We start from the raw sequence: 25,923 nt of genomic DNA, 5'->3' as shown, positions 1-25,923 counted from the left end.
GTTAATCAGGCAGGCACCAGCGTCAAACGCAGGTCATCGCCAATCTGGCGCACATCCTGCCAACGCAACGCCACCTTCTCGCTCATGCTGGCCAGCTGCGGCAGGCCCAGTAACGGTCGGGCTGACGAGCCCAACAGGGCCGGTGCCATATAGACGAGAATTTCGTCGAACAGGCCCTCACGGACAAAAGCACCGGCCAGCGTGGCGCCACATTCTACCAGTACTTCATTACATTCGCGCCGGTTCAATTCGATTAGCAACTGCTGCAGGTCGATCCCGGAGCCAGAGGCCGGCAAATGCATGACCTCAGCCCCGGCGGATTCCAGCGCATTCTGGCGCCCCGGATGCTGTTCTCCGGCCACCAGCAGGCAATGCCCCGGTGCACTGACCACCGGCACATCCGGGGGCGTGCGCAGGGTTCTGTCCAGAATTACCCGCAACGGCTGGCGCACCCAGTCGCGGCCCGCCTGATTGTGGTCTCCCGGGCTGCCGTGATAGTCCGCCAGGGTCCATTGCGCCGGGCGCACCGTATAGGAAGGCCGGTCCGCCAGCACCGTCCCCACCCCGGTGATCACCGCCGAACTGCGTGCCCGCAGGCGCTGCACATCTTCCCGCGCCGCCGGGCCGGTGATCCACTGGGACTCGCCGCTGGCCATGGCCGTGCGGCCATCCACACTGGCAGCAATCTTGATACGAATATAAGGCCGCTGCCGGGTCATCCGGGCAATAAACCCCGGGTTCAGGTCCCGGGCCTGGGTTTCCAGCAATCCCGACGCCACCGCGATACCGGCATCCGCCAGCCGTTGCAGTCCCTGCCCCGCTACCTGCGGATTCGGGTCTTCCATGGCAACCACCACCCGCGCCACCCCGGCTTCCACCAGCGCATCAGCGCAAGGACCAGTCCGGCCGGTATGGGAGCAAGGCTCCAAGGTGACATAGGCCGTGGCTCCCTGAGCCCGATCGCCAGCCGCCGCCAGCGCATGGCGCTCGGCATGGGGCTCACCGGCCCGGGCATGGAAGCCCTCGCCCACCACCGCGCCATCACGCACCAACACACAGCCCACCCGCGGATTCGGGTCCGTGGTGTACAGCCCATGGCGCGCCAGTTGCAGCGCCCGGCTCATAAACTGATGGTCGGCGGCAGAAAAGCTCATGACTCTTTCGGCTCGTCCAACGTGTCTCCCAACTTGCCGCCGGCTTTTTTCAGGCGATCCACTTCAGCGGAAAAATCGGAAATATCCTGGAAACTGCGGTACACCGACGCAAAGCGCACATAGGCCACATCGTCCAGCTGTTGCAGCTCTTCCATCACAAATTCACCCAGCTCCCGGGCCGGCAACTCCCGCTCGCCGGTGGCTCGCAGACGGTGACAAATGCGGCTGATCGCCGCTTCCAGGTCTTCCATGCTCACCGGCCGCTTCTCCAGCGCCCGCAGCATGCCCGCGCGCAGCTTGGCCTCATCAAACGGCTGACGGGTGCCATCGGTTTTCACCAGGCGCGGCATCACCAACTCGGCGGTTTCAAAGGTGGTAAAGCGCTCGGTACAGCTCAAACATTCCCGGCGGCGACGGATCTGCACCCCATCCGCAACCAGACGAGAGTCGATCACCTTGGTGTCCTGGGCGGAGCAAAACGGGCAGTACATGGAAACCCCAATTAATAGTTAATAATTAATAGTTAATAGCTAAAAACCATTAACTGCGTGTTTTGGTGGTTTTGATGATGGCAGTCAAAAGCCTGATCAACTCTTCCGCATCAGCCTGCAATGAAGCCCTTGCTTCAGGGTTGAAGTAACCTGAGTCACACAGCAAATCTATCCAGTAGTCTGTCTCACTGGCTTCTTTCAACGCAATATGCAGCTTATGGACAAAGTCTGCTCTGCTTTCAGCATATTCCGCCTCCCTGATCAGGGCACCAATGGCCGTTCCACTGCGCAATAGCTGTTTGCTAAGTACATATTCCTTTCTTTCACTTTGCAGAAAACGGGAACTTTTCACCACCCGCAAAGCAAAAGCGCGGGATTTCTCCCGCGCTGCACTTCTGGTCGTCATCCATGACTCCCGTTATTAATTATTCATTATTAACTGTTAATTTTATCTCTCATATACCGGCAACCGCGCACAGATTTCCTTCACCTTGCCTTTGACGGTTTCGATCACGGACTCGTCACCCATGTTGTCGAGGATGTCGCAGATCCAGCCGGCCAGAGCCTTGGCATCCGCTTCATCAAAACCACGGCGGGTGATGGACGGGGAGCCGATGCGCAGGCCGGAGGTGACGAACGGGGAACGCGGGTCGTTGGGCACGGCGTTCTTGTTCACGGTGATGTTAGCGCGGCCCAGGGCGGCGTCGGCATCTTTACCGGTGATGTCCTGCTTGATCAGGCTGAGCAGGAACAGGTGGTTTTCGGTGCCGTTGGATACCACGTCGAAACCACGCTCGATGAATACGCCGGCCATGGCCTGGGCGTTCTTCACTACCTGCTGCTGGTAGCCCTTGAAATCCCCTTGCATGGCTTCCTTGAAGCAGATTGCCTTGGCGGCAATCACGTGCTCCAGCGGGCCACCCTGGCCACCGGGGAACACGGCAGAGTTGATCTTCTTCTGAATCTCTTCGTTGGCCTTGCCCATGATCAGGCCGCCACGGGGACCACCCAGGGTTTTGTGGGTCGTAGTGGTGGTGATGTCGGCAATACCCACCGGGCTGGGGTAGACGCCTGCGGCAACCAGACCGGCCACGTGGGCCATGTCTACCAGCAGGATCGCGCCCACTTCGTCGGCGATGTCACGGAAACGCTGCCAGTCCACAATCTGGGAGTAGGCAGAGAAACCCGCCACGATCATTTTCGGCTTGTGCTCACGGGCCAGGGAGGCCACCTGCTCGTAATCAATCAGGCCGGTCTCGTTGTCCAGGCCGTACTGGATAGCATTGTAGGTCTTGCCGGAGAAGTTCGGCTTGGCACCGTGGGTCAGGTGACCACCCGCGTCCAGGCTCATGCCCAGCACGGTGTCGCCCGCTTTCAGCATGGCCATGTAGACCGCGCCATTGGCCTGGGAACCGGAATGCGGCTGCACGTTGGCCCAGTCTGCGCCAAACAGTTCACAGGCACGATCAATGGCCAGCTGCTCGACCACATCCACATTCTCGCAACCGCCATAGTAACGCTTGCCCGGGTAGCCTTCGGCGTACTTGTTGGTCAGTACGGAGCCCTGGGCTTCCATGACCCTTGGCGAGGCATAGTTTTCAGAGGCAATCAGCTCGATGTGCTCTTCCTGGCGGACTTCCTCAGCCTTGATAGCGGCCTGGATTTCAGGATCAAACTCGGCGATGGACATGGATTTCGGGAACATGGGCTACCCTACGGAGTCATTGGTGGATTCAGGGGCGCGTATTCTAACCAAATCCGGGGCCAATGGCACTTGAAGTCCGCTCATGGAAACCGGCCAGTCGTCTCATGGCGTCAGGCACCGGTTTTCTGGCGCCAATCCGGCCTTACGTCGCCCTATCAGGGGGCCCGCACTTTCACTCACGGCCGCTTTCCGTTAGCTTAGGCGCCAATCAAAGTACCCTCTGCCGGGGCCTGCAGCCAACCTGCACCGCGCGCCCCGCACATTAATACAGACTGCGGTCGGAGTTTATGAGCCAGTACATCTTCACCATGGACAAGGTGGGCAAGGTTGTCCCGCCCAAGAAACACATTCTGAAGAACATCTCCCTGTCGTTCTTTCCTGGCGCCAAGATCGGCGTACTGGGCCTGAACGGCTCCGGTAAATCCACACTGCTGCGCATCATGGCCGGCGTGGACAAGGACTATCTGGGTGAAGCACGGCCGCAGCCGGGCACCAACATCGGTTACCTGCCCCAGGAGCCGGAGCTGGACCCGGAAAAGAATGTCCGCGAGATCGTCGAAGAAGCCGTGGCGGATATCCGTAACGCCCAGCAGCGTCTGGAAGAAGTCTACGAAGCCTATGCAGCGGAAGACGCGGATTTCGACAAGCTGGCCGCCGAACAGGCCAAGCTGGAAGACATCATCGAAGCCAGCGATGCGCACAACCTTGAGCGCAAACTGGAAATCGCCGCCGACGCCCTGCGCCTGCCACCCTGGGAAGCCAGCGTAAAAACCCTGTCCGGTGGTGAACGCCGCCGGGTCGCCCTGTGCCGGCTGGTGATGAGCGCCCCGGACATGCTGCTGCTGGATGAGCCCACCAACCACCTGGACGCAGAGTCCGTGGCCTGGCTGGAGCGCTTCCTGCACGAATTCCCCGGCACCGTGGTGGCGGTAACCCACGATCGCTACTTCCTGGATAATTCCTGTGAGTGGATCCTGGAACTGGATCGCGGCGAAGGCATTCCCTGGCAAGGCAACTATTCCTCCTGGCTGGAGCAGAAAGAACAGCGTCTGGAACAGGAAGCGAAGAGCGAGTCAGCCCACCGCAAAACGGTGGAAAAAGAACTGGAATGGGTACGCCAGAACCCGAAAGGCCGCCGCGCCAAGAACAAGGCCCGTGTGTCTGCGTTCGAAGAGCTGGCCAGCCAGGAATTCCAGAAACGCAACGAAACCCAGGAATTGTACATCCCGCCGGGTGAGCGCCTGGGCGAGCAGGTTTTCGAAATCAAGAATGTGGCCAAGCAATTCGACCACAAGCTGCTCTACGAAGATCTGGATTTCCAGATTCCCCGTGGTGCTATCGTCGGCATCATCGGCCCCAACGGTGCCGGTAAAACCACCCTGTTCCGCATGCTGGCCGGCCAGGAAACCCCGGACAGCGGCGAGATCGTCACCGGCGACACCGTACAGATGGCCTACGTGGACCAGAGCCGTGAAGACCTGGACAGCAACAAGACGGTCTGGGAAGAAGTGTCTGACGGCAACGACATTCTGCGCATCGGCAACTATGAAGTCCCCAGCCGCGCCTATCTGGGCCGGTTCAACTTCAAGGGTGGTGATCAGCAGAAACGTGTCGGCGACCTGTCCGGCGGTGAACGCAACCGTTTGCACCTGGCCAAGCTGCTCAAGCAGGGCGCCAACGTCCTGCTGCTCGATGAGCCCACCAACGATCTGGACGTGGAAACCCTGCGGGCACTGGAAGAGGCCCTGCTGGCGTTCCCCGGCTGCGCCATCGTGATTTCGCACGATCGCTGGTTCCTGGACCGCGTCGCCACCCACATTCTCTCTTTCGAGGGCGATGCCCGGGTAGAATGGTTCGAAGGCTCCTACACCGAGTACGAAGAATACAAACGCAAGCAGCTGGGCGATGCAGCCCTGCAGCCCAAGCGCATGAAGTACAAGCGAATCGAAGTCTGATTCGCACAGGATAATGCCGGCACAGGAAAGGCGTGCCGGCACGGGGACGCAACAGGGACGACAGCATGAACGAAAGACGGCGGGCCAACCGGGTGGACTTCGACGGGGAAGCCACCCTGGTTTTCCAGCAGGATAACCACCCCGTGTCACTGGACGACATTTCCGTCATGGGCGCACGACTCAACAGCAGCACCCCGCTCACGCTGCCCGCGGCGTCCCCGGTCATCCTGACCATTACACTGGAAGATTCCGATATCACACTGACCCTCCCGGCAAAAGTGCAGCGCCAGCAGGGCCGGGATATCGGCATCATGTTCGATCGCCCTTCCGTGGATGATATGCAGCATTTACGCCGCATTGTCATGCTGCATCAGGGCGACGACGGCGAAGATGACCCCGCCACCCTGCTGACCCCGGAGAGCTGACACCTTGGACCCGACCCTGGAAAGCCCGGAATTCATTGAACGCCTGCGCCAGGGAGACCGAGCGGCCTTTGGCCAACTCGTCAAAGCCCACCACAACATGCTGCTGGCCACGGCCCGCACCATGCTGTCATCCGCCGATGCGGAAGAAGCGGTGCAGGATGGCTGGATCGCCGCGCACCGCGCCATCAGTAAATTCGAAGGCCGCAGCCTGCTACGCACCTGGCTCACCCGCATCGTGATCAACCAGGCACGCATGATGCTGCGCAAGGGCGGTCGCGAGATACAGTTTGATCCCACCGATGAGCAGGATGCCCTGGCCCACCGTTTTCGTGACGGCGGGCACTGGGACCACCCGCCACAGCACTGGGACCTGAGCGGCCCGGATGCCCTTCTCACCCGCGACGAACTGCGCCACTGCATGGAAAAGACCCTGGGAAAAATGCCGGACAATCAGCGCCTGGTGCTGGAATTGCGGGACCTGCAAGGCATGGATTTCGATGATATCTGTAACATGCTGGACGTGAGTGCATCCAACGTCCGTGTGCTGTTACACCGGGCCCGCGCAAGGTTGTTTGAATTGGTGGACCATTTTCAGGAGACAGGCGAATGTTGAAGTGCAAGCACGTCGTCGCAAAAGCCGATGCCCTCGTGGACGGCGCCCCGATGACCAGACGGGAGCGCTTTGCCCTGCGCCTGCACCTGCTCATGTGCCACCACTGTCGCCGCTATATACGCCAGTTACGCGCACTGCTGAGCACTCTGCCCCGCGAGACGGATGCCCTCGATGATGCCCGTACCCAGGAAGTCCTGAACAGACTCAACATCCCCCAGGACCGCTGAGGCCCGGTAACCGCGCCTGAAATCGCCATTACGGCTTCTTACCCCTCCCAACGCCAAGGCAGACCATGGAACGCAAACTCGCTCTCTCATTGCTCTTGCTACGACTCGGTGTCTTCATCGTGATGCTGATGTGGACTCTGGACAAGTTCATCAACCCCGGCCACACCAGCAAGGTTTTCGCCAAATTTTATGGGCTGGAAGGGCTCGGAGGCACCGTCCTCACCGTACTGGCCTGTCTGCAGCTTATCGTCGTATTAGCCTTTGCTGCCGGCGCCCTGCGCCGCTACAGCTACGGCATCATCCTGCTCATGCATGCCGGCTCCACCTTCTCGTCCTGGCAGCAATACCTGGACCCGTTCAATCACCTGCTGTTCTTCGCCGCCTGGCCCATGCTGGCCGCCTGCGTTGCCCTCTATGTGCTGCGCGATCAGGACACCCTGCTCAGCATTGATGGCCGCAAAAGCAAAGCATAAAGGCACGCCCCTCTGCGCAGGATAATACTGCGCAGAGGCAAAATGCAGCGAAAGCCTTTACCGCAAGCGAGGCTCAGAGGCTAGCCTGCCTCCCCCGCACAATAAGCCGCGGTGAGCGGGTGCGCGGGATTCTCGAAGACCTGCTCGCAGCCGTTGGACTCCACCACACAACCACACTGCCCCTCCAGCCAACAGACCGTCACGCTATCCGCCAGGCGCCGTGCCTGTGCCAGGTTATGGGTCACCATCAGAATCGTATAACGCCCTTTCAGCGAGCGGATCAGCGCCTCGACCACCCTGGAAGAGACCGGGTCCAGTGCGGAACAAGGCTCATCCAGCAGCAACACCCGTGGCTCTAACACCAGGGCCCGAGCAATGCATAACCGCTGTTGCTGCCCACCGGACAACCCCAGCGCCGGCCGGGAAAGGCGCTCCTTCACCTCCTCCCACAGCCCCACATCGCGCAGCGCCTGTTCGGCACGGGCACGCCGCTGCCCCCGGGGAACGCGGTGCTCGGCCAGCGGGAACAGCAAGTTGTCGATGATGGATAACGGAAAGGGATTGGGCTGCTGAAACACCATACCCACCTGCCGACGCAACACCGTCAGGTCGTGGCGTTGCCGGACATCTTCCCCATCAAGCCATATTCGGCCACCCACCCGACAGCCGCTGACCCCATCGCTCATGCGATTAATGGCCCCCAGAAGGCTGCTTTTGCCGCAGCCACTGGGGCCCACCAGCGCCATCAACTCACCCGGTTCCACCTGCAAGGACGCATCACTGATCGCCACTTGCTCCCCATAAGTGACAGACACGGATTCCAGCACCAGTGACGGCGCCCGATGCGTTCGTTGCTCACTCATAGTTGCTCACTCATACCAGAGCCTCTGTCATGGGCTGGCGCAGCACACGCCGCACCAGCAAATTCAGCACCACCAACAAGGCCACCAGCACCACCGCCGTGGCCGCTGCCCGCGGCATGCCACCGGGCACATTCATGGCCAGATCGTAAATATGCACACTCAGGGTACGCCCGGAATCGAACAGGGAGTCAGGACGGCGCAGCACGTAGCCGGCGGTAAACAACAGCACCGCCGTTTCCGCCAGCGCCCGCCCGGCACTGAGAATAATGCCCACCGCAATACCCGGCGCCGCGCAGGGCAGCAGAATCCGGCGCACCCAGCCCCAACGGCTCAGCGCCAATGCATCCCGGGCCTGGCGATACCCCATCGGCACCGCACGCATGGCCTGCTCGGCACTGCGGATCATCAGCGGCAAGACCATCAGCGACAGGGCCAAGGCGCCACTGAGAATGGAAAACCCCAACCCCAGCGTAATGGCAAAAAACTGGTAACCGAACAGCCCGTAGACAATCGATGGCACCGCCGCCAACATATCCAGCACCCCACCCAGCCATTGGGCGCGGCGGCTATCCGCCGGCAACGATTCGCTCAAATACAGCGCGCAACCAAGGCCCACCGGCACGGCCACCAGCAGACACAAGGCCAGAATCCACCCGGTGCTGATCAACAACGCAGCAATACCGCCACTGCGACCGGCCCGCCCCGGGTCCTCCAACAGAAACCCCACACTCAGCACATCGGCACTTTGCTGCCAGAGCGCCGTCACCATCAACGCCACCGGCACCATCACCAGTGCAAGTAACACCCAACCGGCCAGCCAGGCCACACGATCAGCCATGGGACACTCCTCGCAACCGCCAACTGGCCATCAACAACAGCCCGGTCACGGCAATCAGCAGCAAGCCACTGGCAAACAGCGCCACGCGGTGGTCACCCGTGGCGTAAGCCATCTCCAGAGCAATATTCGCGGTCAGCGTGCGCACCGGGGCAAACACCGAATCCGGCCATTGCACCACATTGCCACACACCATCAGCACGGCCATGGTTTCCCCCAACGCCCGCCCGAACTGCAACACCACACCACCCACTATCCCGGGCGCCGCGCGGGGCAACAGCACCCGCCGCAGCATGCCCACCCGGGACAAAGCCAGCGCCTCACCGGCGCGTTGATAACGCAGCGGTAACTGCCCGAGCGCGGCGTCCGTCACCAGCAGCGCCAACGGCACAATCATCAGCGCCAGCACCAGTGACCCGGCCAGCCAGGAGGCGCCCGGCGGCACCCATTGATTGATCCCGGGCACCAGCACCAGCATGCCCCACAGGCCATACACCACCGACGGAATACCCGCCATCAGCTCCACGCCGGCCAATACCGGACGCCGCAATCGTGGCGCAAAGTAACGCAGCCAGGCGGCCAGCAAGACCGCCACCGGAGCCGCCAGCACCAATGCCAACACACTGACGAAGAGCGATCCGGCAATCATCGGCGCCATTCCGTATTCGCCCTGCCCCGGCTGCCAGGTGCTTTGCCAGATCCCCGCGCCTTCATTGATCAAAAACGGCAATGCCTGCACCAGCAGCACCACCACAATACCGCCGAGCACCAGTGCCGCCAGCCCCCCACACAGGCGCAGCACCAGCGTCAGCAGGCGATCACTCAGCGGCAGGGAGGAAGTAGTAATCATGGTAGACATCCGCCATGTCTGTACGGGTTACAAAGGCCAGAAAGTCGGCCACCGGTTGCGACATCTCACCACGGGTCACCAGGTTCAACTCGCGGGCCAGGGGGTAACCCCCCTGCGCCAGTACGGCCAACGACGCAGGCTTGCCTTCCAGAGGCAGCAACCGGATAGCCGTGCCATTGTCAGCTTCATAAATCGCGGTGCCGATGGACACATAGCCAATGGCAAAAGGATCTCCCGCCACCGCCTTGATGCCCTGCTGGTTTTCACCAATCACCCGATCCGGCTGGACCTGGCTGTTTTCCAGTTGAAAGTAGGCAAGGAAAAGCTCCTGGGTGGATCGGCCCTGCGCCTTGTGAACAACGGTAATGGGCCTGCCTTCGGTTGATCCAGCGTCCCAGCGCTGCATCTTGCCGGTATAGATGGCACGAACCTGGTCATCATTGAGCGCCCGTACCGGATTGTCGCGATGAACGATAATCGCAATACCATCGCGCCCGATCAGGTGCCCATCCAGATCCTGTTCATCCGCTTTCAGCGCGCGGCTCACCATGCCCAGATCCGCCAACCCCTGACGCACATCACCCATGCCTCGCCCGGACCCACCACTCTGCACATCCACCTGTATTCCGGTTTCTGTTTCATAGCGTTCCGCCAACTCCGCCATCAGCGGCGCAATCGTGCTGGAACCGGTGACGGTTAACGTACTGCCAGACTCTCCGCACCCCACCAGAAAAAGCACAATCACAGCCCCTCCCAGCCACCTCAATCCAAACTGCACTGCCCTCTCCTTCCTGGCTGCCCGCATTCTTCACGTTATCTGCAGCACTTTGATGCAACACTGATGCAACTATTACATTGATGAGCGTCTTATTCGCCTCATTACTCACAAGCGCAGGAAACATTCCATCAGCACTGTAACCTGCAGCGATTTGCTGCATCCTATTAGGGAACCTCTGAATAACTCCTTGCGTACTCAGTCTTTCAGGCTGGTTCGCAATCTATACCCCATTCGGGGCACAGAGGGCGCGCTTTTGAAGGTGTCCCCTAACTGGGATCGAGATATGTCGATCCATCGAAAAAGTGCAACAACGAGTGCGGGCCAGCCTGGAAGGCCCGAAGGGCGTGGCCTGAAGCGTGCAAGGAGTTATTCAGAGGTTCCTTAGTACCCAGACAGCTTGATACTCAGGAGAGTCAGCAATGCGTGAAGACGTGCAGGATTATTACGGCAAACAACTGCATTCCAGTGCAGACCTGCAGACTAATGCCTGCTGTGATCAGGCGCCGCCGGAACACCTGAAGCCCCTGCTGGCACAACTCCATGATGAAGTGGTCAGCCGCTACTATGGCTGCGGGCTGGTAGCCCCGGAGCAACTGGAAGGCATGCGCATTCTGGATCTGGGCTCCGGCTCCGGACGCGATGCTTATCTTCTATCGGCGCTGGTCGGTGAGCACGGCGAAGTAGTTGGCGTGGACATGACCGACGAGCAACTAGCGGTAGCCAATCGCCACCTCGACTATCACCGTGACGCTTTTGGTTACGCCAACAGCAATGTGCGTTTTCTGAAAGGCTATATTGAAGAGCTCGACCAGCTGGACTTGCAGGACGGCTACTTCGACATCGTCATTTCCAACTGCGTCATCAACCTGAGCACCGACAAGGCCAAGGTCATCAGCGACGTAAAACGCCTGCTGAAACCCGGCGGCGAGTTCTTTTTTTCCGATGTTTATGCAGACCGTCGCATACCTGCCTCACTGGCCAAAGACCCGGTGCTGTACGGAGAGTGCCTGTCCGGCGCCCTGTACTGGAATGATTTCATCAACCTTGGCAAGCGCTGCGGCTTTGCCGATCCAAGACTGGTGGAATCCCGCCCGCTGACCATTGAAAACCCGACTATCGAAAAAACGCTGGGCAATATCCGCTTTTATTCAGCCACCTACCGGCTGTTCAATATCGATTCGCTGGAGCCAGCCTGTGAAGATTATGGCCAGGCGGTGGTCTACAAAGGCACACTGACAAACAGCCCTCACCGCTTTGCTCTGGACGACCACCACTGGATCGAAACCGGTAAAGTTTTCCCGGTGTGCGGCAACACCTGGTTGATGCTGGAGAAAAGCCGCTTTGCGGCACACTTTGATTTCATCGGCAACTTCGACACCCATTACGGTATCTTCGAAGGCTGCGGGCTGAATGTGCCTTTCGAAGACAACCAGGAAGGTAGTGCAGCAAGTTGTTGCTGAAGCCGCAGTCGTTTTCTTGCAAACCAAGAAGAAAGTCGCGAGAAGCGAGTAACGAAGATCAAAAGCGTGATCACCCTTCCGGGTTTTGCCTTTCGAAACTCGTTACTCGCAACTCAAACGCCCGACGAGCATGAACTCTGGCCAAGATCCTCCAGCACCGTAACACTGATCAAGGAAGCCAAATGAACATCAAAAAAGCGCTATTACTTGTTATCATCGCCGCGCTGATTGCCAGCTACTTTGTGTTTGATCTGGGCCAGTATTTCAGCCTCGGTTATATCAAGGAGCAGCAAAGCGCTTTTGATGCGTTGTACCAAGACAACCCTGCGCTGATCCTCGGTGGCTTTTTCGCGCTCTATGTTATTGTCACGGCACTCAGCCTGCCCGGCGCTGCCATCATGACGCTGGCCGCCGGCGCCCTGTTCGGCTTCTGGATTGCCCTGGCACTGGTCTCCTTTGCATCCTCAGCGGGCGCTACCCTGGCGTTTCTCGCCTCCCGTTTTCTGTTTCATGACACGGTGCAGAATCGCTTTGGCGAACGGCTGAAAAAACTCAATGAGGGTGTCAAAAAAGAAGGCGCGTTTTACCTTTTCACATTGCGTCTGGTGCCTGTTGTACCGTTTTTCATTATCAATCTGGTTATGGGCCTCACCCCCATCAAAGCGCGCACCTTTTACTGGGTCAGCCAGGTGGGCATGCTGGCCGGCACCGCCGTCTACGTGAATGCGGGCACCCAACTTGGCCAGATCGACAGCCTGGGTGGTTTACTGTCGCCCGAGTTACTGGGCGCCTTTGTGCTGCTGGGTATTTTCCCGTGGATAGCCAAGGCGATCATGGCCCGCTTGCAGGCGCGAAAAGTGTACAAGGGCTGGAAAAAACCCAAACAGTTTGACCGCAACCTGATTGTTATCGGCGCAGGCTCGGGCGGGCTGGTCAGCGCCTACATTGCCGCCACCGTCAAAGCGAAAGTGACCCTGATCGAGAAACACAAAATGGGTGGCGACTGCCTGAATACCGGGTGCGTGCCGTCCAAGGCACTGATCAAGAGTGCCCGCGTGGCCTTCTATGAAAAACAGGCGGAAAAATTCGGCTTCGACAGCATTCGCAATGACTTCCGTTTCCGTACATTGATGGAACGTGTCCACACCATCATCAAGAAAATCGAACCCCATGACTCTGTAGAACGATACAGCGAACTGGGCGTGGATTGCCGTTACGGTGAAGCCACCTTTATCTCGCCATGGGAAGTGGAGATCCGTAACGGTGATCACCGCGAACGCCTGACCGCCCGCAGCATTATTATCGCCACCGGCGCCCAACCGTTTATTCCACCGGTTCCCGGTATCGAGGACATGGATGCCCTCACCTCCGACACGCTGTGGAACATTGAAGAACAACCCCAGCGCCTTGTGGTCCTGGGTGGCGGCCCCATCGGCTGTGAGCTGTCGCAAACGTTTGCCCGTCTGGGCAGCCAGGTGACGCAGATACAGAAAGGCCCGCGCCTGATGCCCCGCGAGGATGAAGACGCCGCAGCACTGGTCACCGCCGCCCTGGAAGAGAGCGGCGTCACGGTACTGGTCGATCACACCACCGTGCGCTTTGCCCGGGAAGAAGGTGAAAAGGTGTTGTATGTCACGGGGGACGGACAGGAAAAGCGGATCGTATTCGATACGCTATTGCTGGCCGTGGGGCGCAAAGCCAACACCACAGGGCTGGGACTGGAAACGCTGAAGCTGCCCACCGATGACAACGGCACCATCACCGTCAACGACCATCTGCAAAGCCGCTTCCCGAATATTTATGCCTGCGGCGATGTGGCCGGCCCCTACCAGTTTACCCATACCGCCTCTCACCAGGCATGGTATGCCTCGGTCAATGCCCTGTTTGGTTTCGCGAAAAAATTCAAAGTGGACTATCGGGTGATCCCCTGGTGCACCTTTACCGACCCGGAAGTCGCCCGGGTCGGACTGAATGAACAGGAAGCCAACGAGCAAGGCATCGATTACGAGGTGACCCGCTACGGCATTGACGATCTGGACCGGGCTATCGCCGAAAGTGCGGACCTGGGTTTTGTGAAAGTACTGACCGCCACAGGCAGCGACCGGATTCTCGGCGTTACCATTGTCGGCCAGCACGCCGGGGAGCTGATTGCCGAGTACGTACTGGCCATGAAACACAAGCTGGGCCTGAACAAGATCCTCGGCACCATCCACATTTACCCGACCATGGCCGAAGCCAACAAGTTTGCTGCCGGGGAGTGGAAAAAAGCCCGCAAGCCAGAGGGACTGTTACGCTGGGTAGAGCGGCTTCACAACATTCGGCGCTAACCACAAAAGCATAATTGACAATTATTCTCATTATCATTACGGTGCACGGCCGTCCTACCTTGAAAGAAAAAGGAGAGCGCCGTGCTCCGCTTTTGCCGTTATGGCTTGCCCGTATCGTTATTGTCCCTTTCGTGTTCCCCATTGGCCCTGGCCGAAGAAGCCGCTGGCGCCCATGAGCTGGGCCAGATTACCGTGTCGGCCACCCGTGCTCACTCCACCGTTGATGAGACTCCGCAGAAAGTTCTCATCATCAGCCGCGAAGAAATTGAAGAACAACTGGCCATCAGCAATGACCCCGGCCAGGTACTCAGCAACCTGATTCCCTCTTATTCGCCCAGCCGCCAGAAGCTCTCCAATGCCGGCGAAAGCTTCCGTGGTCGTTCGCCGCTATTCATGATTGACGGCGTCCCCCAGAGCAACCCGCTACGCGATAGCGCACGGGACAGCTATACCATTGACCTGTCCATGGTGGAGCGCATCGAAGTGATTTATGGTGCCAGTGCCGAGCACGGGCTGGGCGCCACCGGCGGTATCATCAATTACATTACCCGCCGCGCCGACACCGGCACCATCAATCAGGAAGCCTCCGTCAGCCTGACTTCCGACGATGATTTTGATTCCGATGGCCAGGGCCACAAGGTGGACTACAGCATCAGTGGCCAGAAAGGCGACTGGGATTACCTCGGCGCCATCAGCCAGCAAAAGCGTGGCGTTTTTTATGATGGTGACGACCAGCTTGTCGGCATCGCCTACCCCGGCGAACTGCAGAACTCTACCAGCTATGACGTAATGGGCCGGGTCGGCTACTGGATCGACGATAACCAGAACATCGAACTGATGCTCAACCACTTCGAACTGGAAGGTGAAGGGGATTATGTTCCGGTGCCGGGTGACCGGGATGAAGGCATCCCCACCCGCGCCCGCCCGGGCGACCCGGTAGGCGACCCGGGCTTCAACAAGGTCACCACCGCCAGCTTCTCCTACAGCCATGCAGACTGGTTCGGCAACAAGGCGGACGTGCAAGTGTACGGCCAGCAATTCCGGGCCCAGTTTGCCACCACCCCGTTCTTCCCCTACGTGGACAGTGCCGGTAATAGTCAGCTCGACCAGACCCGTAACGAATCCGACAAGGTCGGTGCCAAATTTACCCTGACCCGTAACGGCCTGCTCAACAATCGCCTGGGGATTACCACCGGCCTGGATCTGCTGCAGGATGAAACCAATCAGGATCTGGTGCACACCGGTCGCACCTACGTACCGGAAACCCAGTACCGCAACTACGCCCCCTTCCTGCAAGGCCGCTTCAAGCTCACCGACAAGCTCAACCTGAATGCCGGTGCCCGCTATGAAAAAGCCAAACTGAAAGTGGACACTTACTCCACCATCGATCGGGCCAACGTGGTCAATGACAACGTGGTTGTGGAAGGCGGCAGCCCGGACTTCAGCGAAACGCTCTACAACGCCGGGCTGGTATACCAGCTCACCAACTGGGCGCAGCTCTACGGCAGCTACTCGGAAGGGTTTGGTATGCCCGATGTGGGCCGGGTCTTGCGCGGCATCAACACCCCCGGCCAGGACGTAGACACTCTCCTGCAGCTGCAGCCCATCGTCACCGACAACCGGGAAATCGGCGGGCGTTTCAACTGGGCACGCTACGGCTTTGAAGTGAGCTACTACGAGTCCAACTCGGATCTGGGCGAGCGCCTCACGTTCAACAGTGCCACGGGCACCTTCGAAGGCAGCCGGGAGAAAACCGAGATCCAGGGCGTGGAACTGTCCGGACACATGCAGATTAACGACGCCCACCGCGTCAAACTGTCCTACTCCCACGAGGACGGCGAATCCGACACCGATGGCAACGGCGTTGTCGATACCGAACTGAGCGGCCTGACCATTGCGCCCGACACGGTACAGATGAGCTGGAATGCCAGCTGGAGCCGCACCGTCTCATCCTACCTGCAAGTCAGCCACTTCTTCAGCCGCGGCTTTGATGACCCGGACCTGGACTTTGACGGCTACAGCCTGGTCGACGCCATGGTCAGCTACAAGCTACCCGCGGGTAAACTGGATCTGGGCATTGAGAACCTGACGGATGAAGACTACTTCACCTACTACTCCCAGGCCGCCCGCGTGAGTGACGAGTACAACTTCAAGGGCCGTGGTCGCACCTACACTCTGGGATATAGTCTGGACTTCTGAACGTCACCGCCGTTTCATTACGGGCAGCCTATGGCTGCCCGTTTTGTATAAGGATCCACACCTGCATGCGCAACACCCTGTTCACCCTGCACAAATACACAGGCCTGATCACCGGGCTGCTGCTGGTGGTTATCGGCCTTAGCGGCAGTTTGCTGGTCTTCCACGAGGGCCTGGATGAGTCGCTCAATCCGCAACTGATGACCGAGGGCAGCGAGACGCTTCCCTTCAACGATATCGTTGCCAGCGCCGAGGCGGAGCTGGGCCGAAAGGCCTTGCGTCTCGAACCGGCGCAGGATTCAGGCAGCCCGCACACCCTACGTTTCTTTGCCCCGCCGGGAGAACCCGGCCCGATTCAGGTCAGCGTCTCTCCCTATACCGGCGAGGTCCTTGCTATTCGCACCTGGGGCGACTACCTGATGACCTGGATCTACAGCCTGCATTACACCCTGTTGTCCGGCGAAATTGGCGAGATTGTGGTTGGCGTGCTTGGCCTGTGCTTGCTCGGTTTCTGTCTGACCGGCGTTTACCTGTGGTGGCCCACCGGCAAACGCAAGGGAAAGTGGCGTCGCAACCTGACCATTAAACGGGGCGGCGGCACCTACCGATTACACTTTGACCTGCACCAGGTCATCGGCATCTATTTTCTCCCGGTACTGCTGGTGGTCGCCTTTTCCGGGGTCACCCTGATATTCCCGACCCAGGTGGCGGCACTGGTGGATGCCGTGCTCCCGCTGGAAAAACGCCCCTCGCCTTCGTCAACGCTACCGGACAGCCCGGGCACGCCCTCTATTACCCCGCAGCAATCACTGGATATTGCCCGCACCGTTTTCCCTCAGGCACCGCTGATTCGCCTCGATTTCCCCCGCAGTGAAACCGGCAGTTATTCGCTGGCGTTCAACCGGGACGGAGAACCCTGGCAGCATTACGGCGCCAGCCGTATCTGGGTAGACCAGTACAGCGGCGAGGTACTGGCGGTATGGGACGCCCCCAATGTGGCCGCCGGAAGCCAGTTCATGACCTGGCAATTCCCGCTCCACAATGGTGATGCCCTGGGCATGCCGGGGCGCATCATCGTCCTGATCAGCGGCCTGACGCCCCTGCTGTTCTTTATCACCGGCACCTACATGTGGTGGCAAAAACGCCAGCTTCGCCTGCAGGCACAACGCCGCAAGCTGGCACGGCAACAGGCACATTGACGCCCTGTTGCCACCCTTCCATGCTTAACTGAACGCTGAAGACCACAAGGAGCCTCACATGCGTCAATGGATATCCGCACTGGTGATCAGCCTGCTTCTGCTAAGCAGCCAGGTCATGGCGTTTGACCACAGCCGCTGGAACACATTGCTTCAGCAACATGTGCAACCGCAGCGCGGCGGCGTTGCCACGGCAGTGGATTATGACGGGATTGCCGAGAACCATGAGGCCCTGCAGTCGTATCTGGACAGCCTAACGGCGGTCACTCAAGGTGAGTTCAACGCCTTCAGCCGCGATGAAAAACTGGCATTTCTGATCAACGCCTACAACGCCTTTACCGTTGAACTGATCCTTCGTGAAAATCAGCCTGATTCCATTCGCGATATTGGCAGTCTCTTTTCCGGCCCCTGGGACAAGGCATTCTTTTCCTTATTGGGAGAGCCCCGGACGCTGGATGAACTGGAACATGAAATGATTCGTGACAATCCAGACCTGATGGACCCGCGTATTCATTTCGCTGTGAACTGCGCCTCCATCGGCTGCCCTGCCCTGCGCGCCACCGCCTACACCGGTGAGCAGCTGGAGGCCCAGCTGGAGGAAAGCACGACGCAATTTCTCAGCGATAAACAACGTAACCGCTACAACAGCGAACAGGATGCCCTGGAAGTCTCGAAGATTTTCGACTGGTATGAAGACGATTTTGAAGGCGCCGCCGGCAGCCTGTCCCATTACCTTCTGCAATACTCGGACACGCTGGGCATACCCGCCAATCGCCAAAAGGCACTGGACGACGGGGACCTGGAGGTGCAGTTTTTACCCTATGACTGGTCACTGAACTCCCAGTAACCCAACCAACGCCAGGAGGGACAAGGCATGGACGCCTATCACGCAATCACCACACACCGCCTGCACAGCATCTGGCTGTCGTTTCGCAACCTGCCACGCTGGCTGCAGGGCTGGGTCGCCCTGATTCTGATGCCCCTCAACGGGGCCAGTCTGCTGTTGCTGGATACCTTCTCTGGCCAGGCCATCGCGCTGGCCCTGCTGCTGGTTCTCGCCGTGAACCTGCCCCTGATGTGGCACCACCGTGGCATGAACAAGGACATGTCACTGGTGCATCTGCTGGCCTGGATTCCACTGGAAATCGCTTTGCTGGGGCAACTGGCGGGGCGCTGGGGCGAGGATCATCTGACACCGGCACTGTGGGGTTTTACCCTTGCGGTATTCATGGTCAACGCCATCAGCCTGTTCTTCGACGTGGTCGATGCCTGGTGCTGGGCCCAGGGCGATCGCCTGACCCTCCACCCGGATCACAGTTGACAGTGGACAGCGGCGCGGGTGTAGCGCCGTCATTTCATCAGGTGTTTAATCCCGCGCCGAGACTCTGGACGCGGCCTCAACCATCTAAAACAACGACAACGCTCAGTTCGCGAGCTGCCAACTGTCCACTATCAACTGATTACAGGTACTCCAGCGCCTCAGCCACATTGCTCACGCCGATAATTTCCACCCCATCGGGCAGTTTTCTTGGCAGGTTCGCCTTGGGAACGATGGCTTTTTTGAAGCCGTGCTTCACCGCTTCATAGAGCCGCTCCTGCCCTTGAGGGACGGGACGTATTTCACCGGATAGCCCCACCTCACCGAACACCACCAGCTCACGCTCCAGCGCCCGGTCCCGGAAGCTGGACACAATAGCCAGCACCTGGGCTAGGTCCGCGGCGGTTTCGGTGACTTTCACCCCGCCGACCACGTTCATGAACACATCCTGGTCGCCCACCTGGATACCACCATGACGGTGCAGCACCGCCAGCAGCATGGCCAGCCGATTCCCTTCCAGGCCCACACAGATACGCCTGGGGTTACCAAAATGGGAGGCATCCACCAATGCCTGCAACTCCACCAGCAACGGCCTTGTGCCTTCCCAGACCACGGTAACCAGCGAGCCCGAGGCAATCTCATCAGCCCGATTCAGGAAAATGGCAGACGGGTTCTTCACTTCTTTCAGGCCCTCGCCAGTCATGGCGAACACTCCCAGCTCATTCACCGCCCCGAAACGGTTTTTCAGGCCGCGCAGGGTGCGAAAACGGGAATCCGTGGAGCCTTCCAGCATCAATGAGCAATCGATCATATGCTCGAGCACCTTGGGGCCTGCCAGGGTGCCATCCTTGGTAACGTGCCCCACCAGCAGCAGCACGGTGCCGGTCTGTTTGGCAAAGCGGGTCAGGGCTGCCGCACATTCGCGCACCTGAGCCACACTGCCCGGCGCTGACTGCAACGCCGCGAGAAACATCACCTGAATGGAATCCACCACCAACACGCGCGGCATTTCCTTGCGTGCCAGTTCCAGAATCTGCTCCACATCCGTTTCCGCCGCCAGGCGCAGTTTTTCCTTGGGAAGCTTCAAACGATCGGCGCGCATGGCCACCTGGGACAGGGATTCCTCACCGGTGATATACAGGCAGCTTTGGCTGTCCGAGAGTTTGCACAGTGTCTGCAATAACAAGGTAGATTTGCCCGCGCCGGGGTGCCCACCGATCAGAATGGCCGAGCCGGGCACCAGCCCACCCCCCAGCACGCGATCCAGCTCGCCCATGCCGGAACTGATGCGTGGCGTTTCTTCCAGCACAATATCGTTGAGGTTCTGCACTTCTGACAGTTGCCCGGAAAAACCGCCGCGGCTGCCCGCCCCTTTGGACGATGGCGTGGCGGGGTCGTGGACAAATTCCTGCAGGGTATTCCAGGCATTGCATGCCGGGCACTGCCCTTGCCATTTGGGAAAATCCGCTCCGCAATCCGTGCATACAAACGCGATTTTTTTCTTGGCCACAAACAATTCCTTCTTGTGAAGACGTAGCTACGGAGCCGCTGTAGGAACGTAGCGCAGCGGAGTAACGCACGGAGCGCGGCCCCAAAGGGGTGAGCGCAGCGAATAACACCTCATGAGGTGCGAATACGAGCGTTAACGAGTAACGAGTTTCGAGTAGCGAAAAGCACAACCGGAACCTGCCGGGCCTGATAGGTTTGGTTTTCGAAACTCGCTTCTCGCAACTCGTAACTGTTTTGTTCGCGCCTCAAGTGGCGCTCCTACAGCGACGTCGAATCAGACGATGACGCGTTCCGGTCGACCGGTGATCTGGCAGAATAATTCATAACTGATAGTGCCGCAGGCACGGGCCACGTCATCCACATCCACCACGTCGCCCCACAGCTCCACTTCGTCGCCCACACTGGCATCCAGCCCCGTCACGTCAACGGTAAGCATATCCATGGAAACGCGGCCCACCAATTCCGTGATATTCCCGTTCACGGCCACCGGTGTGCCACTGGGGGCATGGCGCGGGTAACCATCGCCATAGCCCACGGCCACCACACCGACCTGACAGGGTTCAGCTGCGGTCCAGGTTGCGCCGTAGCCTACACTTTCACCTGCCTCCACCGCATTAATGGCAATTACACGGGCGGTAAACCGGTGGCTGACCGCCAGGCCCAGCTCGCTAGCCGTTTGCCAGTCGAAAGGAGACGAGCCGTACAGCATGATGCCGGGGCGCACTCGCTGCGCGCGGGTCTGAGGGTAACGCAACAGCGCTGCCGAGTTGGCCGCCGACAACGGCAACATCAGCTGCTCCGCTATCTGCCCGGCGATCAGCAACTGTTTCTCGGAATAACGATCCTGGCTCACATCCGCACAGGCAAAATGGCTCATGACCCCCACCGGTGCCATCCCCCCTGCCCGCAATTGCGCCGCTGCCTGCAGGGCCGCGTCCGGGCGAAAACCAAGACGGTTCATGCCCGTGTTCACTTTCAACCAGATGCGAACCGGGCAGGGGCTAGCCAGCAGCAATTCCACCTGCCACTGCGAGTGCACGACCACTTCAAGGGATAGCCGCTCCGCCTCCTTCAGCTCTTCGGCATCGAAGAAGCCTTCTGCGACAAGAATCGGCAAGGTCATGCCGTGTTCTCGCAGCGCACGCGCCTCTTCCACCAGCGCCACCCCCAGGCCCGACACGTTGTCGTGCATGGCCTGCGCCGCCCGCAACAGGCCATGCCCGTAGCCGTTGGCCTTGACCATGGCAAACACCTCAGCCCCATCAGCCAGGTGCCGGGCCAGACGCGCATTATGAGCCAGCGCAGAAGGGCGAATTTCGACTCGGGTGCCTCGCATTAGAGCAGGCTCCCACGCTTGCACGTATCACGCAGCCACGCAAAAAATAAAGCAGGCTGCGTTAACGAAAATACCTGGATACCCATGCTCGGCTTTTACCTATTCAGGTGCGCTTGCGTGTTGCATGTTGCGTGAAGCGTGCTGCATCACTATTCATCCCCTGCCGCCAGCTGGGCATAGTATTCCGGCGCCAGGTCATCGAAGCGGGTGAACTCGCCGCGGAAGGCCAGCCGCACGGTGCCGATAGGACCATTACGTTGCTTGCCGATAATGATTTCGGCCACACCGCGCTCATTGCTGTCCTTGTTGTACACCTCGTCCCGGTACAGGAAGACGATCAAATCCGCATCCTGCTCAATCGCCCCGGATTCACGCAGATCCGACATCACCGGGCGCTTGTTGGGCCGTTGTTCCAGGGAACGGTTCAACTGCGACAGGGCCAGCACCGGACAATTCAGCTCCTTGGCGATCCCTTTCAGGGAGCGGGAAATTTCCGAGATTTCGTTGACCCGGTTTTCCACCCCCGGCACCTGCATCAGCTGCAGGTAATCGACCATGATCAGCCCCAGTTCGCCGCCACATTCGCGGGCCACCCGGCGGGCACGGGCACGCATTTCCAGCGGGCTTAATGCCGGCGTGTCGTCGATAAAGAAGCGCTGCTCACTAAGCATGTGAATGGCAGAGGTGATACGCGGCCAGTCATCCTTTTCCAGGTTACCGGAACGGATGGCGCCCTGATTGATGCGCCCCAGCGAGGAGAGCATCCGCATGACGATGGATTCCGCCGGCATCTCCATGGAGAACACCAGCACTGGCTTGTTGCTCTTGATCGCCACGTTTTCGCACAGGTTCATGGCGAAGGTGGTCTTACCCATGGAGGGACGGCCGGCGACCACGATCATGTCGGCGGGCTGCAAGCCACCGGTCATTTTGTCCAGCTCTTCAAAGCCGGAGGTCAGGCCGGTAAGCGAGCTCTTGGTTTTGTACAGCTCATCAATGCGGTCCACCGCCTTTTTCAACACCGACTTGATGTTCTGGGGGCCATCGCCTTTCTTCTGCTGCTCGGCAATCTCGAAGATGGAGGACTCGGCCTCATCGAGAATTTCCAGGGATTTACGCCCTTCGGTATTAAAAGCGCTATCCGCCACCTTGTGCGACACATTGATCAACTGCCGCAGGATGCTGCGCTCACGGACGATATCCGAATAGGCGGTAATGTTGGCCGCACTGGGGGTATTTCGGGCCAGCTCCGACAGATAGGTCATACCGCCGATGGATTCGAGCTGCCCCAGGTTATTGAGCGCCTGGGAGACGGTGACCAAGTCACTGGGGTTTTCCTCTTCCACCAGTTGGGCAATCACGTCGAAAATCAGGCGGTGCTCCTTGCGGTAGAAATCCCGCGCGCCCACTCGCTCGGCCACATCATCCCAGGCGCTGTTATTGAGTAGCAAACCGCCCAGTACCGCCTGCTCCGCCTCCACCGAATTGGGAGGAATACGCAGGTTCTCAGGCAGGTGTTTGTCCAGCGACATGGGTTCATTCATGGATAAGCCAACGTGTTGGGAAAATAGAGTTGAAAGACCAAAGTTTAACGTTGAAACGCGATCCAGGCATGTACCCATCGCTAGATTCTATAAGCCGCGACAACGCTGTAGTCGCGGCCTTGTACCGCCAAGAACACACCGGCTCCACTCGCGTTTCAACTTTAAACTTTCAACTTTGCACTGCCCTTCAACAAAAAAGGGCACTGCCCCCACCTGAAAACAGGTTTCGGACAATGCCCTGATTCTGTCACCGCGCCCCCGCAGGGGCAAACCGGTTGTCAGTTCTGTCGATTACTCGGCAGGAACCACAGCCAGTTTGATGGTCACAGTTACCTCGGCGTGCAACGCCAGGTCGATTTCGAACTCACCGGTGGTGCGCAGTGCACCGTGGGGCAGCTTCACTTCTGCTTTTTCCACGTCCACGCCAGTGGAAGAGGAAATGGCTTCCGCGATGTCGCGGGTACCCACAGAACCGAACAGCTTGCCTTCGTCGCCCGCTTTGGCGGCGATGGAAACTGCGGCTTCGTTCAGCTTCTCGGCACGTTCCTGGGCAGCACCCAGCTGCTCTGCAGCGTGCTTTTCCAGCTCGGCACGACGCTGTTCCACTTCCGCCAGGTTGGCTTTGGTGGCAGGCAGCGCTTTGCCTTGCGGGATCAGGAAGTTACGGCCGTAACCGGAACGTACGTCTACAACTGCGCCCAAATCGCCCAGGTTCTTGATCGTTTCCAGCAGGATCACTTGCATGATGGTCCCCTCGGCTTAATTGTCGTGGCTGTCAGAGTACGGCAGCAGCGCCAGGAAGCGAGCCTGCTTGATAGCAGAGGCCAGCTGACGCTGGTAGCGTGCCTTGGTGCCGGTAATACGGCTGGGCACGATCTTGCCAGTCTCGGTGATGTAGGCTTTCAGGGTGTCGAGATCCTTGTAATCGATGTACTCAACACCTTCCGCGGTAAAGCGGCAGAACTTGCGGCGGCGATAAAAACGGGCCATTGGATAATCTCCTGTCGAATCCTTAGTTAAGGCTTTGCAGCGTTTGGGCAAGCAATTGCAAACGGTCCCGGGCGTCTCCCTTGTAACCGGCGCGACTGAGGCATCCGGTTACCTTGATTCGCTGACCCTCTTTCAGGCCCTGGGCCTGTTGGGTCATCCCACCCGCCAGAATCACGGCGATGCGGGCCTGGACTTCACGGGGATGTCCGTCTTCCAGTTGCCGGGAGCGATGTTCCAGCCAGACTCGCTGACGGGGCACTCCGGCTGGAGTCAGGGCCACCTTTTCCAAGGTGACGATCACACCAGTGAGTTCACAGTGGTTGCTTTCCAAAATTAGCTGGCAGCCCCTTCCTTCTCGTCGTGTTTCGCCAGCGGCGACGGCTCGGTTACGGCGTTGTCGCGACGAATTACGAGGTGACGGATTACGGCATCGTTAAAGCGGAAAGTGTTTTCCAGCTCGCCCAGGGTCTCGCCGTCACATTCGATGTTCAGCATCACATAGTGAGCTTTGTGGATCTTGTTGATCGGGTAAGCCAGCTGACGACGGCCCCAATCTTCAACACGGTGGATAGTGCCTTTGCCATCGGTCACGATCGCGCTGTAGCGCTCGACCATGGCAGAGACCTGTTCGCTCTGGTCCGGGTGAACCAGGAACACAACTTCGTAATGACGCATGTTAGCTCCTTACGGTTGCGACGCCTCACGACGCCAATTCAGCTTCCCGCCGTGATCATGATCAACGCACGGTGAAGCAAGGAGACCTGCATCCCCGCCCCGAAAAACCGGGGGAGACGCAGGAAGCGCGCGATTCTATCCCATTGCAGGGGGCAACCTCAAGGCATATCCATTGCCATCTGCCGGCGACGGACGTATGCTCAAATAAAACAAAACGCTACAAACGCTTACAAAAAGCGTCGTTAACCCCAAGCCCCTGAAAAGACAGGGGAAAACAACAACAATGGGATACGACAATGTACATCCGAGCCCTGGCCACCGGCCTGTGCGGTTTTTTATTGCTGACTCCAGTTCACGCCCAGGAGCCACCGTCCCCCTGTGGCAGCCCGGTGGCGGTGCCGGACAAACCGCTACTGGAAGACTACCCGGATTACAGCAATTTCCTGCTGCAGATCATGAAATACAAGCAGGCCCAGCGAGACCAGGCGGCCCACCGCAACGCCTGCCCCGACGACTACCTGCCCCAGCCCATGGCCAGCAGCGACCCGACCGTCATTGACGAACCGGAGACCCTGTCCAGCGCCCTGGCACGCACCGGTAAATTTGAGCAGATCGATTACCAGCGCAATCGCACCTGGTATAACCGATCCACCTCGAAAAGCTTTGTGCTGCCCCCTCTCGGCGGCGACTCCCTGGCCAGCGAACGCATCCGTACCCTGCTGGCGAACGCAGGCTCTGACACACCACTGTTCCTGCCCATGACCATTGTCGGCATGCAGCTCGACGGCATCAACGATGGCGGCGAAGCACAGCAGCAAGAGGTCCAGTTCAGTTATGAGCTGCTTCCCAAGCAGGAGCGCCAGGCCAGCCGCGCGGCGTTTATTGCCAACACCCAGCAGCAGTTCAGCGGCGTGTATCGCAGCGGCAATCTGCTCCTGTATCTGGATAACACCGGCGAAGCCTTCCTTATAGAGGGCACCGTGGAGGGGAGGTTGAGGTAGCC

The 25,923-nt window shown here is 59.2% G+C and carries 27 protein-coding genes; 12 read left to right on the top strand and 15 right to left on the bottom strand.

The genetic code is table 11. The annotated features are described in order from the left end of the window. Nucleotides 1-5: 5 nt before the first annotated feature. Genes ribD through glyA form a run of 4 tightly spaced genes read right to left on the bottom strand, consistent with a single transcriptional unit; the run spans nucleotide 6 to nucleotide 3,350 of the window. Nucleotides 6-1,154 carry a bifunctional diaminohydroxyphosphoribosylaminopyrimidine deaminase/5-amino-6-(5-phosphoribosylamino)uracil reductase RibD gene (gene ribD, locus F1529_RS04020; protein WP_155132300.1) on the bottom strand — a complete coding sequence of 383 codons (1,149 nt, stop codon included), beginning with the start codon at nucleotides 1,152-1,154 and terminating at the stop codon, nucleotides 6-8. Further along, nucleotides 1,151-1,645: a transcriptional regulator NrdR gene (gene nrdR, locus F1529_RS04015; RefSeq protein WP_155132298.1), complete on the bottom strand. Its 495-nt coding sequence runs from the start codon at nucleotides 1,643-1,645 to the stop codon at nucleotides 1,151-1,153. Before nrdR ends, ribD begins: the two co-directional genes overlap by 4 nt. 49 nt (nucleotides 1,646-1,694) lie before the next feature. Further along, on the bottom strand, nucleotides 1,695-2,051 hold the full coding sequence (locus F1529_RS04010; RefSeq protein ID WP_155132296.1) for a four helix bundle protein: 357 nt from the start codon (nucleotides 2,049-2,051) through the stop codon (nucleotides 1,695-1,697). 42 nt (nucleotides 2,052-2,093) lie between these two features. Beyond that, nucleotides 2,094-3,350 (bottom strand): serine hydroxymethyltransferase, encoded by a 1,257-nt coding sequence (glyA, locus tag F1529_RS04005; protein WP_155132294.1) that lies wholly within the window; start codon nucleotides 3,348-3,350, stop codon nucleotides 2,094-2,096. Nucleotides 3,351-3,637: 287 nt separating this feature from the next. Between glyA and ettA the strand changes: the two genes are divergently transcribed. The 5 genes from ettA (at nucleotide 3,638) to F1529_RS03980 (ending at nucleotide 7,043) form a co-directional block, all read left to right on the top strand. Further along, on the top strand, nucleotides 3,638-5,305 hold the full coding sequence (ettA, locus tag F1529_RS04000) for an energy-dependent translational throttle protein EttA (protein ID WP_007150582.1): 1,668 nt from the start codon (nucleotides 3,638-3,640) through the stop codon (nucleotides 5,303-5,305). A 65-nt stretch (nucleotides 5,306-5,370) separates the two neighbouring features. Next, the gene (locus F1529_RS03995) at nucleotides 5,371-5,730 is read left to right on the top strand and encodes a PilZ domain-containing protein (RefSeq protein ID WP_039926391.1); all 360 of its coding nucleotides are present in this window, start codon (nucleotides 5,371-5,373) and stop codon (nucleotides 5,728-5,730) included. Between the two features lie 4 nt (nucleotides 5,731-5,734). After that, nucleotides 5,735-6,343, top strand: coding sequence for an RNA polymerase sigma factor (locus F1529_RS03990; RefSeq protein WP_155132292.1), 609 nt, complete (start codon nucleotides 5,735-5,737; stop codon nucleotides 6,341-6,343). After that, nucleotides 6,337-6,570, top strand: a complete 234-nt coding sequence (locus F1529_RS03985; protein WP_155132290.1) for a zf-HC2 domain-containing protein — start codon at nucleotides 6,337-6,339, stop codon at nucleotides 6,568-6,570. Before F1529_RS03990 ends, F1529_RS03985 begins: the two co-directional genes overlap by 7 nt. 65 nt (nucleotides 6,571-6,635) lie before the next feature. Continuing rightward, nucleotides 6,636-7,043: a hypothetical protein gene (locus tag F1529_RS03980; RefSeq protein ID WP_039926394.1), complete on the top strand. Its 408-nt coding sequence runs from the start codon at nucleotides 6,636-6,638 to the stop codon at nucleotides 7,041-7,043. 80 nt (nucleotides 7,044-7,123) lie between these two features. Here the strand turns inward: F1529_RS03980 and F1529_RS03975 are convergent, their stop codons facing one another. From F1529_RS03975 to F1529_RS03960, 4 genes are read right to left on the bottom strand one after another with little or no spacing between them, the layout of a single operon-like run. Beyond that, a complete protein-coding gene (locus F1529_RS03975) occupies nucleotides 7,124-7,906 on the bottom strand; it encodes a phosphate ABC transporter ATP-binding protein (protein ID WP_155132288.1) in 783 nt (260 codons plus the stop codon). A 10-nt stretch (nucleotides 7,907-7,916) separates the two neighbouring features. Continuing rightward, the gene (gene pstA / locus F1529_RS03970) at nucleotides 7,917-8,744 is read right to left on the bottom strand and encodes a phosphate ABC transporter permease PstA (RefSeq protein ID WP_155132286.1); all 828 of its coding nucleotides are present in this window, start codon (nucleotides 8,742-8,744) and stop codon (nucleotides 7,917-7,919) included. Then, nucleotides 8,737-9,591 (bottom strand): phosphate ABC transporter permease subunit PstC, encoded by an 855-nt coding sequence (pstC, locus tag F1529_RS03965; protein ID WP_155132284.1) that lies wholly within the window; start codon nucleotides 9,589-9,591, stop codon nucleotides 8,737-8,739. Before pstC ends, pstA begins: the two co-directional genes overlap by 8 nt. Continuing rightward, complete coding sequence (locus F1529_RS03960) at nucleotides 9,560-10,336, bottom strand: phosphate ABC transporter substrate-binding protein (RefSeq protein ID WP_370456948.1); 777 nt, start codon at nucleotides 10,334-10,336, stop codon at nucleotides 9,560-9,562. Before F1529_RS03960 ends, pstC begins: the two co-directional genes overlap by 32 nt. A 452-nt stretch (nucleotides 10,337-10,788) precedes the next feature. Here F1529_RS03960 and F1529_RS03955 point away from each other — a divergent pair, with 452 nt between their 5' ends. From F1529_RS03955 to F1529_RS03930, 6 genes are all read left to right on the top strand, one after another. Then, on the top strand, nucleotides 10,789-11,829 hold the full coding sequence (locus F1529_RS03955; RefSeq protein ID WP_155132280.1) for a methyltransferase domain-containing protein: 1,041 nt from the start codon (nucleotides 10,789-10,791) through the stop codon (nucleotides 11,827-11,829). Between the two features lie 182 nt (nucleotides 11,830-12,011). Then, nucleotides 12,012-14,156, top strand: a complete 2,145-nt coding sequence (locus F1529_RS03950; protein WP_155132278.1) for an FAD-dependent oxidoreductase — start codon at nucleotides 12,012-12,014, stop codon at nucleotides 14,154-14,156. An 81-nt stretch (nucleotides 14,157-14,237) separates the two neighbouring features. After that, nucleotides 14,238-16,355 (top strand): TonB-dependent receptor, encoded by a 2,118-nt coding sequence (locus F1529_RS03945; protein WP_370456947.1) that lies wholly within the window; start codon nucleotides 14,238-14,240, stop codon nucleotides 16,353-16,355. Nucleotides 16,356-16,420: 65 nt separating this feature from the next. Beyond that, nucleotides 16,421-17,551, top strand: coding sequence for a PepSY domain-containing protein (locus F1529_RS03940; RefSeq protein ID WP_155132276.1), 1,131 nt, complete (start codon nucleotides 16,421-16,423; stop codon nucleotides 17,549-17,551). Between the two features lie 58 nt (nucleotides 17,552-17,609). Further along, the gene (locus F1529_RS03935) at nucleotides 17,610-18,395 is read left to right on the top strand and encodes a DUF547 domain-containing protein (RefSeq protein WP_155132274.1); all 786 of its coding nucleotides are present in this window, start codon (nucleotides 17,610-17,612) and stop codon (nucleotides 18,393-18,395) included. A 27-nt stretch (nucleotides 18,396-18,422) separates the two neighbouring features. Then, complete coding sequence (locus F1529_RS03930; RefSeq protein WP_155132272.1) at nucleotides 18,423-18,869, top strand: hypothetical protein; 447 nt, start codon at nucleotides 18,423-18,425, stop codon at nucleotides 18,867-18,869. Nucleotides 18,870-19,008: 139 nt separating this feature from the next. Here the strand turns inward: F1529_RS03930 and radA are convergent, their stop codons facing one another. The 7 genes from radA to rpsF form a co-directional block, all read right to left on the bottom strand. Next, nucleotides 19,009-20,376 (bottom strand): DNA repair protein RadA, encoded by a 1,368-nt coding sequence (gene radA / locus F1529_RS03925; RefSeq protein ID WP_039926396.1) that lies wholly within the window; start codon nucleotides 20,374-20,376, stop codon nucleotides 19,009-19,011. Between the two features lie 273 nt (nucleotides 20,377-20,649). Next, complete coding sequence (gene alr / locus F1529_RS03920) at nucleotides 20,650-21,711, bottom strand: alanine racemase (RefSeq protein WP_155132270.1); 1,062 nt, start codon at nucleotides 21,709-21,711, stop codon at nucleotides 20,650-20,652. Between the two features lie 149 nt (nucleotides 21,712-21,860). After that, on the bottom strand, nucleotides 21,861-23,255 hold the full coding sequence (gene dnaB / locus F1529_RS03915; RefSeq protein ID WP_007150454.1) for a replicative DNA helicase: 1,395 nt from the start codon (nucleotides 23,253-23,255) through the stop codon (nucleotides 21,861-21,863). 291 nt (nucleotides 23,256-23,546) lie between these two features. Next, nucleotides 23,547-23,999, bottom strand: coding sequence for a 50S ribosomal protein L9 (gene rplI / locus F1529_RS03910; protein WP_007148535.1), 453 nt, complete (start codon nucleotides 23,997-23,999; stop codon nucleotides 23,547-23,549). A gap of 15 nt (nucleotides 24,000-24,014) precedes the next feature. Beyond that, on the bottom strand, nucleotides 24,015-24,245 hold the full coding sequence (gene rpsR, locus F1529_RS03905) for a 30S ribosomal protein S18 (RefSeq protein ID WP_007148676.1): 231 nt from the start codon (nucleotides 24,243-24,245) through the stop codon (nucleotides 24,015-24,017). Nucleotides 24,246-24,267: 22 nt separating this feature from the next. Then, the gene (gene priB, locus F1529_RS03900) at nucleotides 24,268-24,576 is read right to left on the bottom strand and encodes a primosomal replication protein N (RefSeq protein WP_039926398.1); all 309 of its coding nucleotides are present in this window, start codon (nucleotides 24,574-24,576) and stop codon (nucleotides 24,268-24,270) included. A 2-nt stretch (nucleotides 24,577-24,578) separates the two neighbouring features. Further along, nucleotides 24,579-24,920, bottom strand: a complete 342-nt coding sequence (gene rpsF, locus F1529_RS03895; RefSeq protein ID WP_007151551.1) for a 30S ribosomal protein S6 — start codon at nucleotides 24,918-24,920, stop codon at nucleotides 24,579-24,581. Between the two features lie 296 nt (nucleotides 24,921-25,216). On the opposite strand from rpsF, the gene F1529_RS03890 reads away from it, so the two are divergent. After that, on the top strand, nucleotides 25,217-25,921 hold the full coding sequence (locus tag F1529_RS03890) for a hypothetical protein (RefSeq protein ID WP_007149655.1): 705 nt from the start codon (nucleotides 25,217-25,219) through the stop codon (nucleotides 25,919-25,921). The last annotated feature ends 2 nt before the right edge of the window (nucleotides 25,922-25,923 follow it).

The sequence above is a fragment of the Alcanivorax sp. VBW004 genome, assembly GCF_009718865.1.
Taxonomy (GTDB): Bacteria; Pseudomonadota; Gammaproteobacteria; order Pseudomonadales; family Alcanivoracaceae; genus Alcanivorax.
This window is presented reverse-complemented; position numbering and strand designations above follow the sequence as displayed.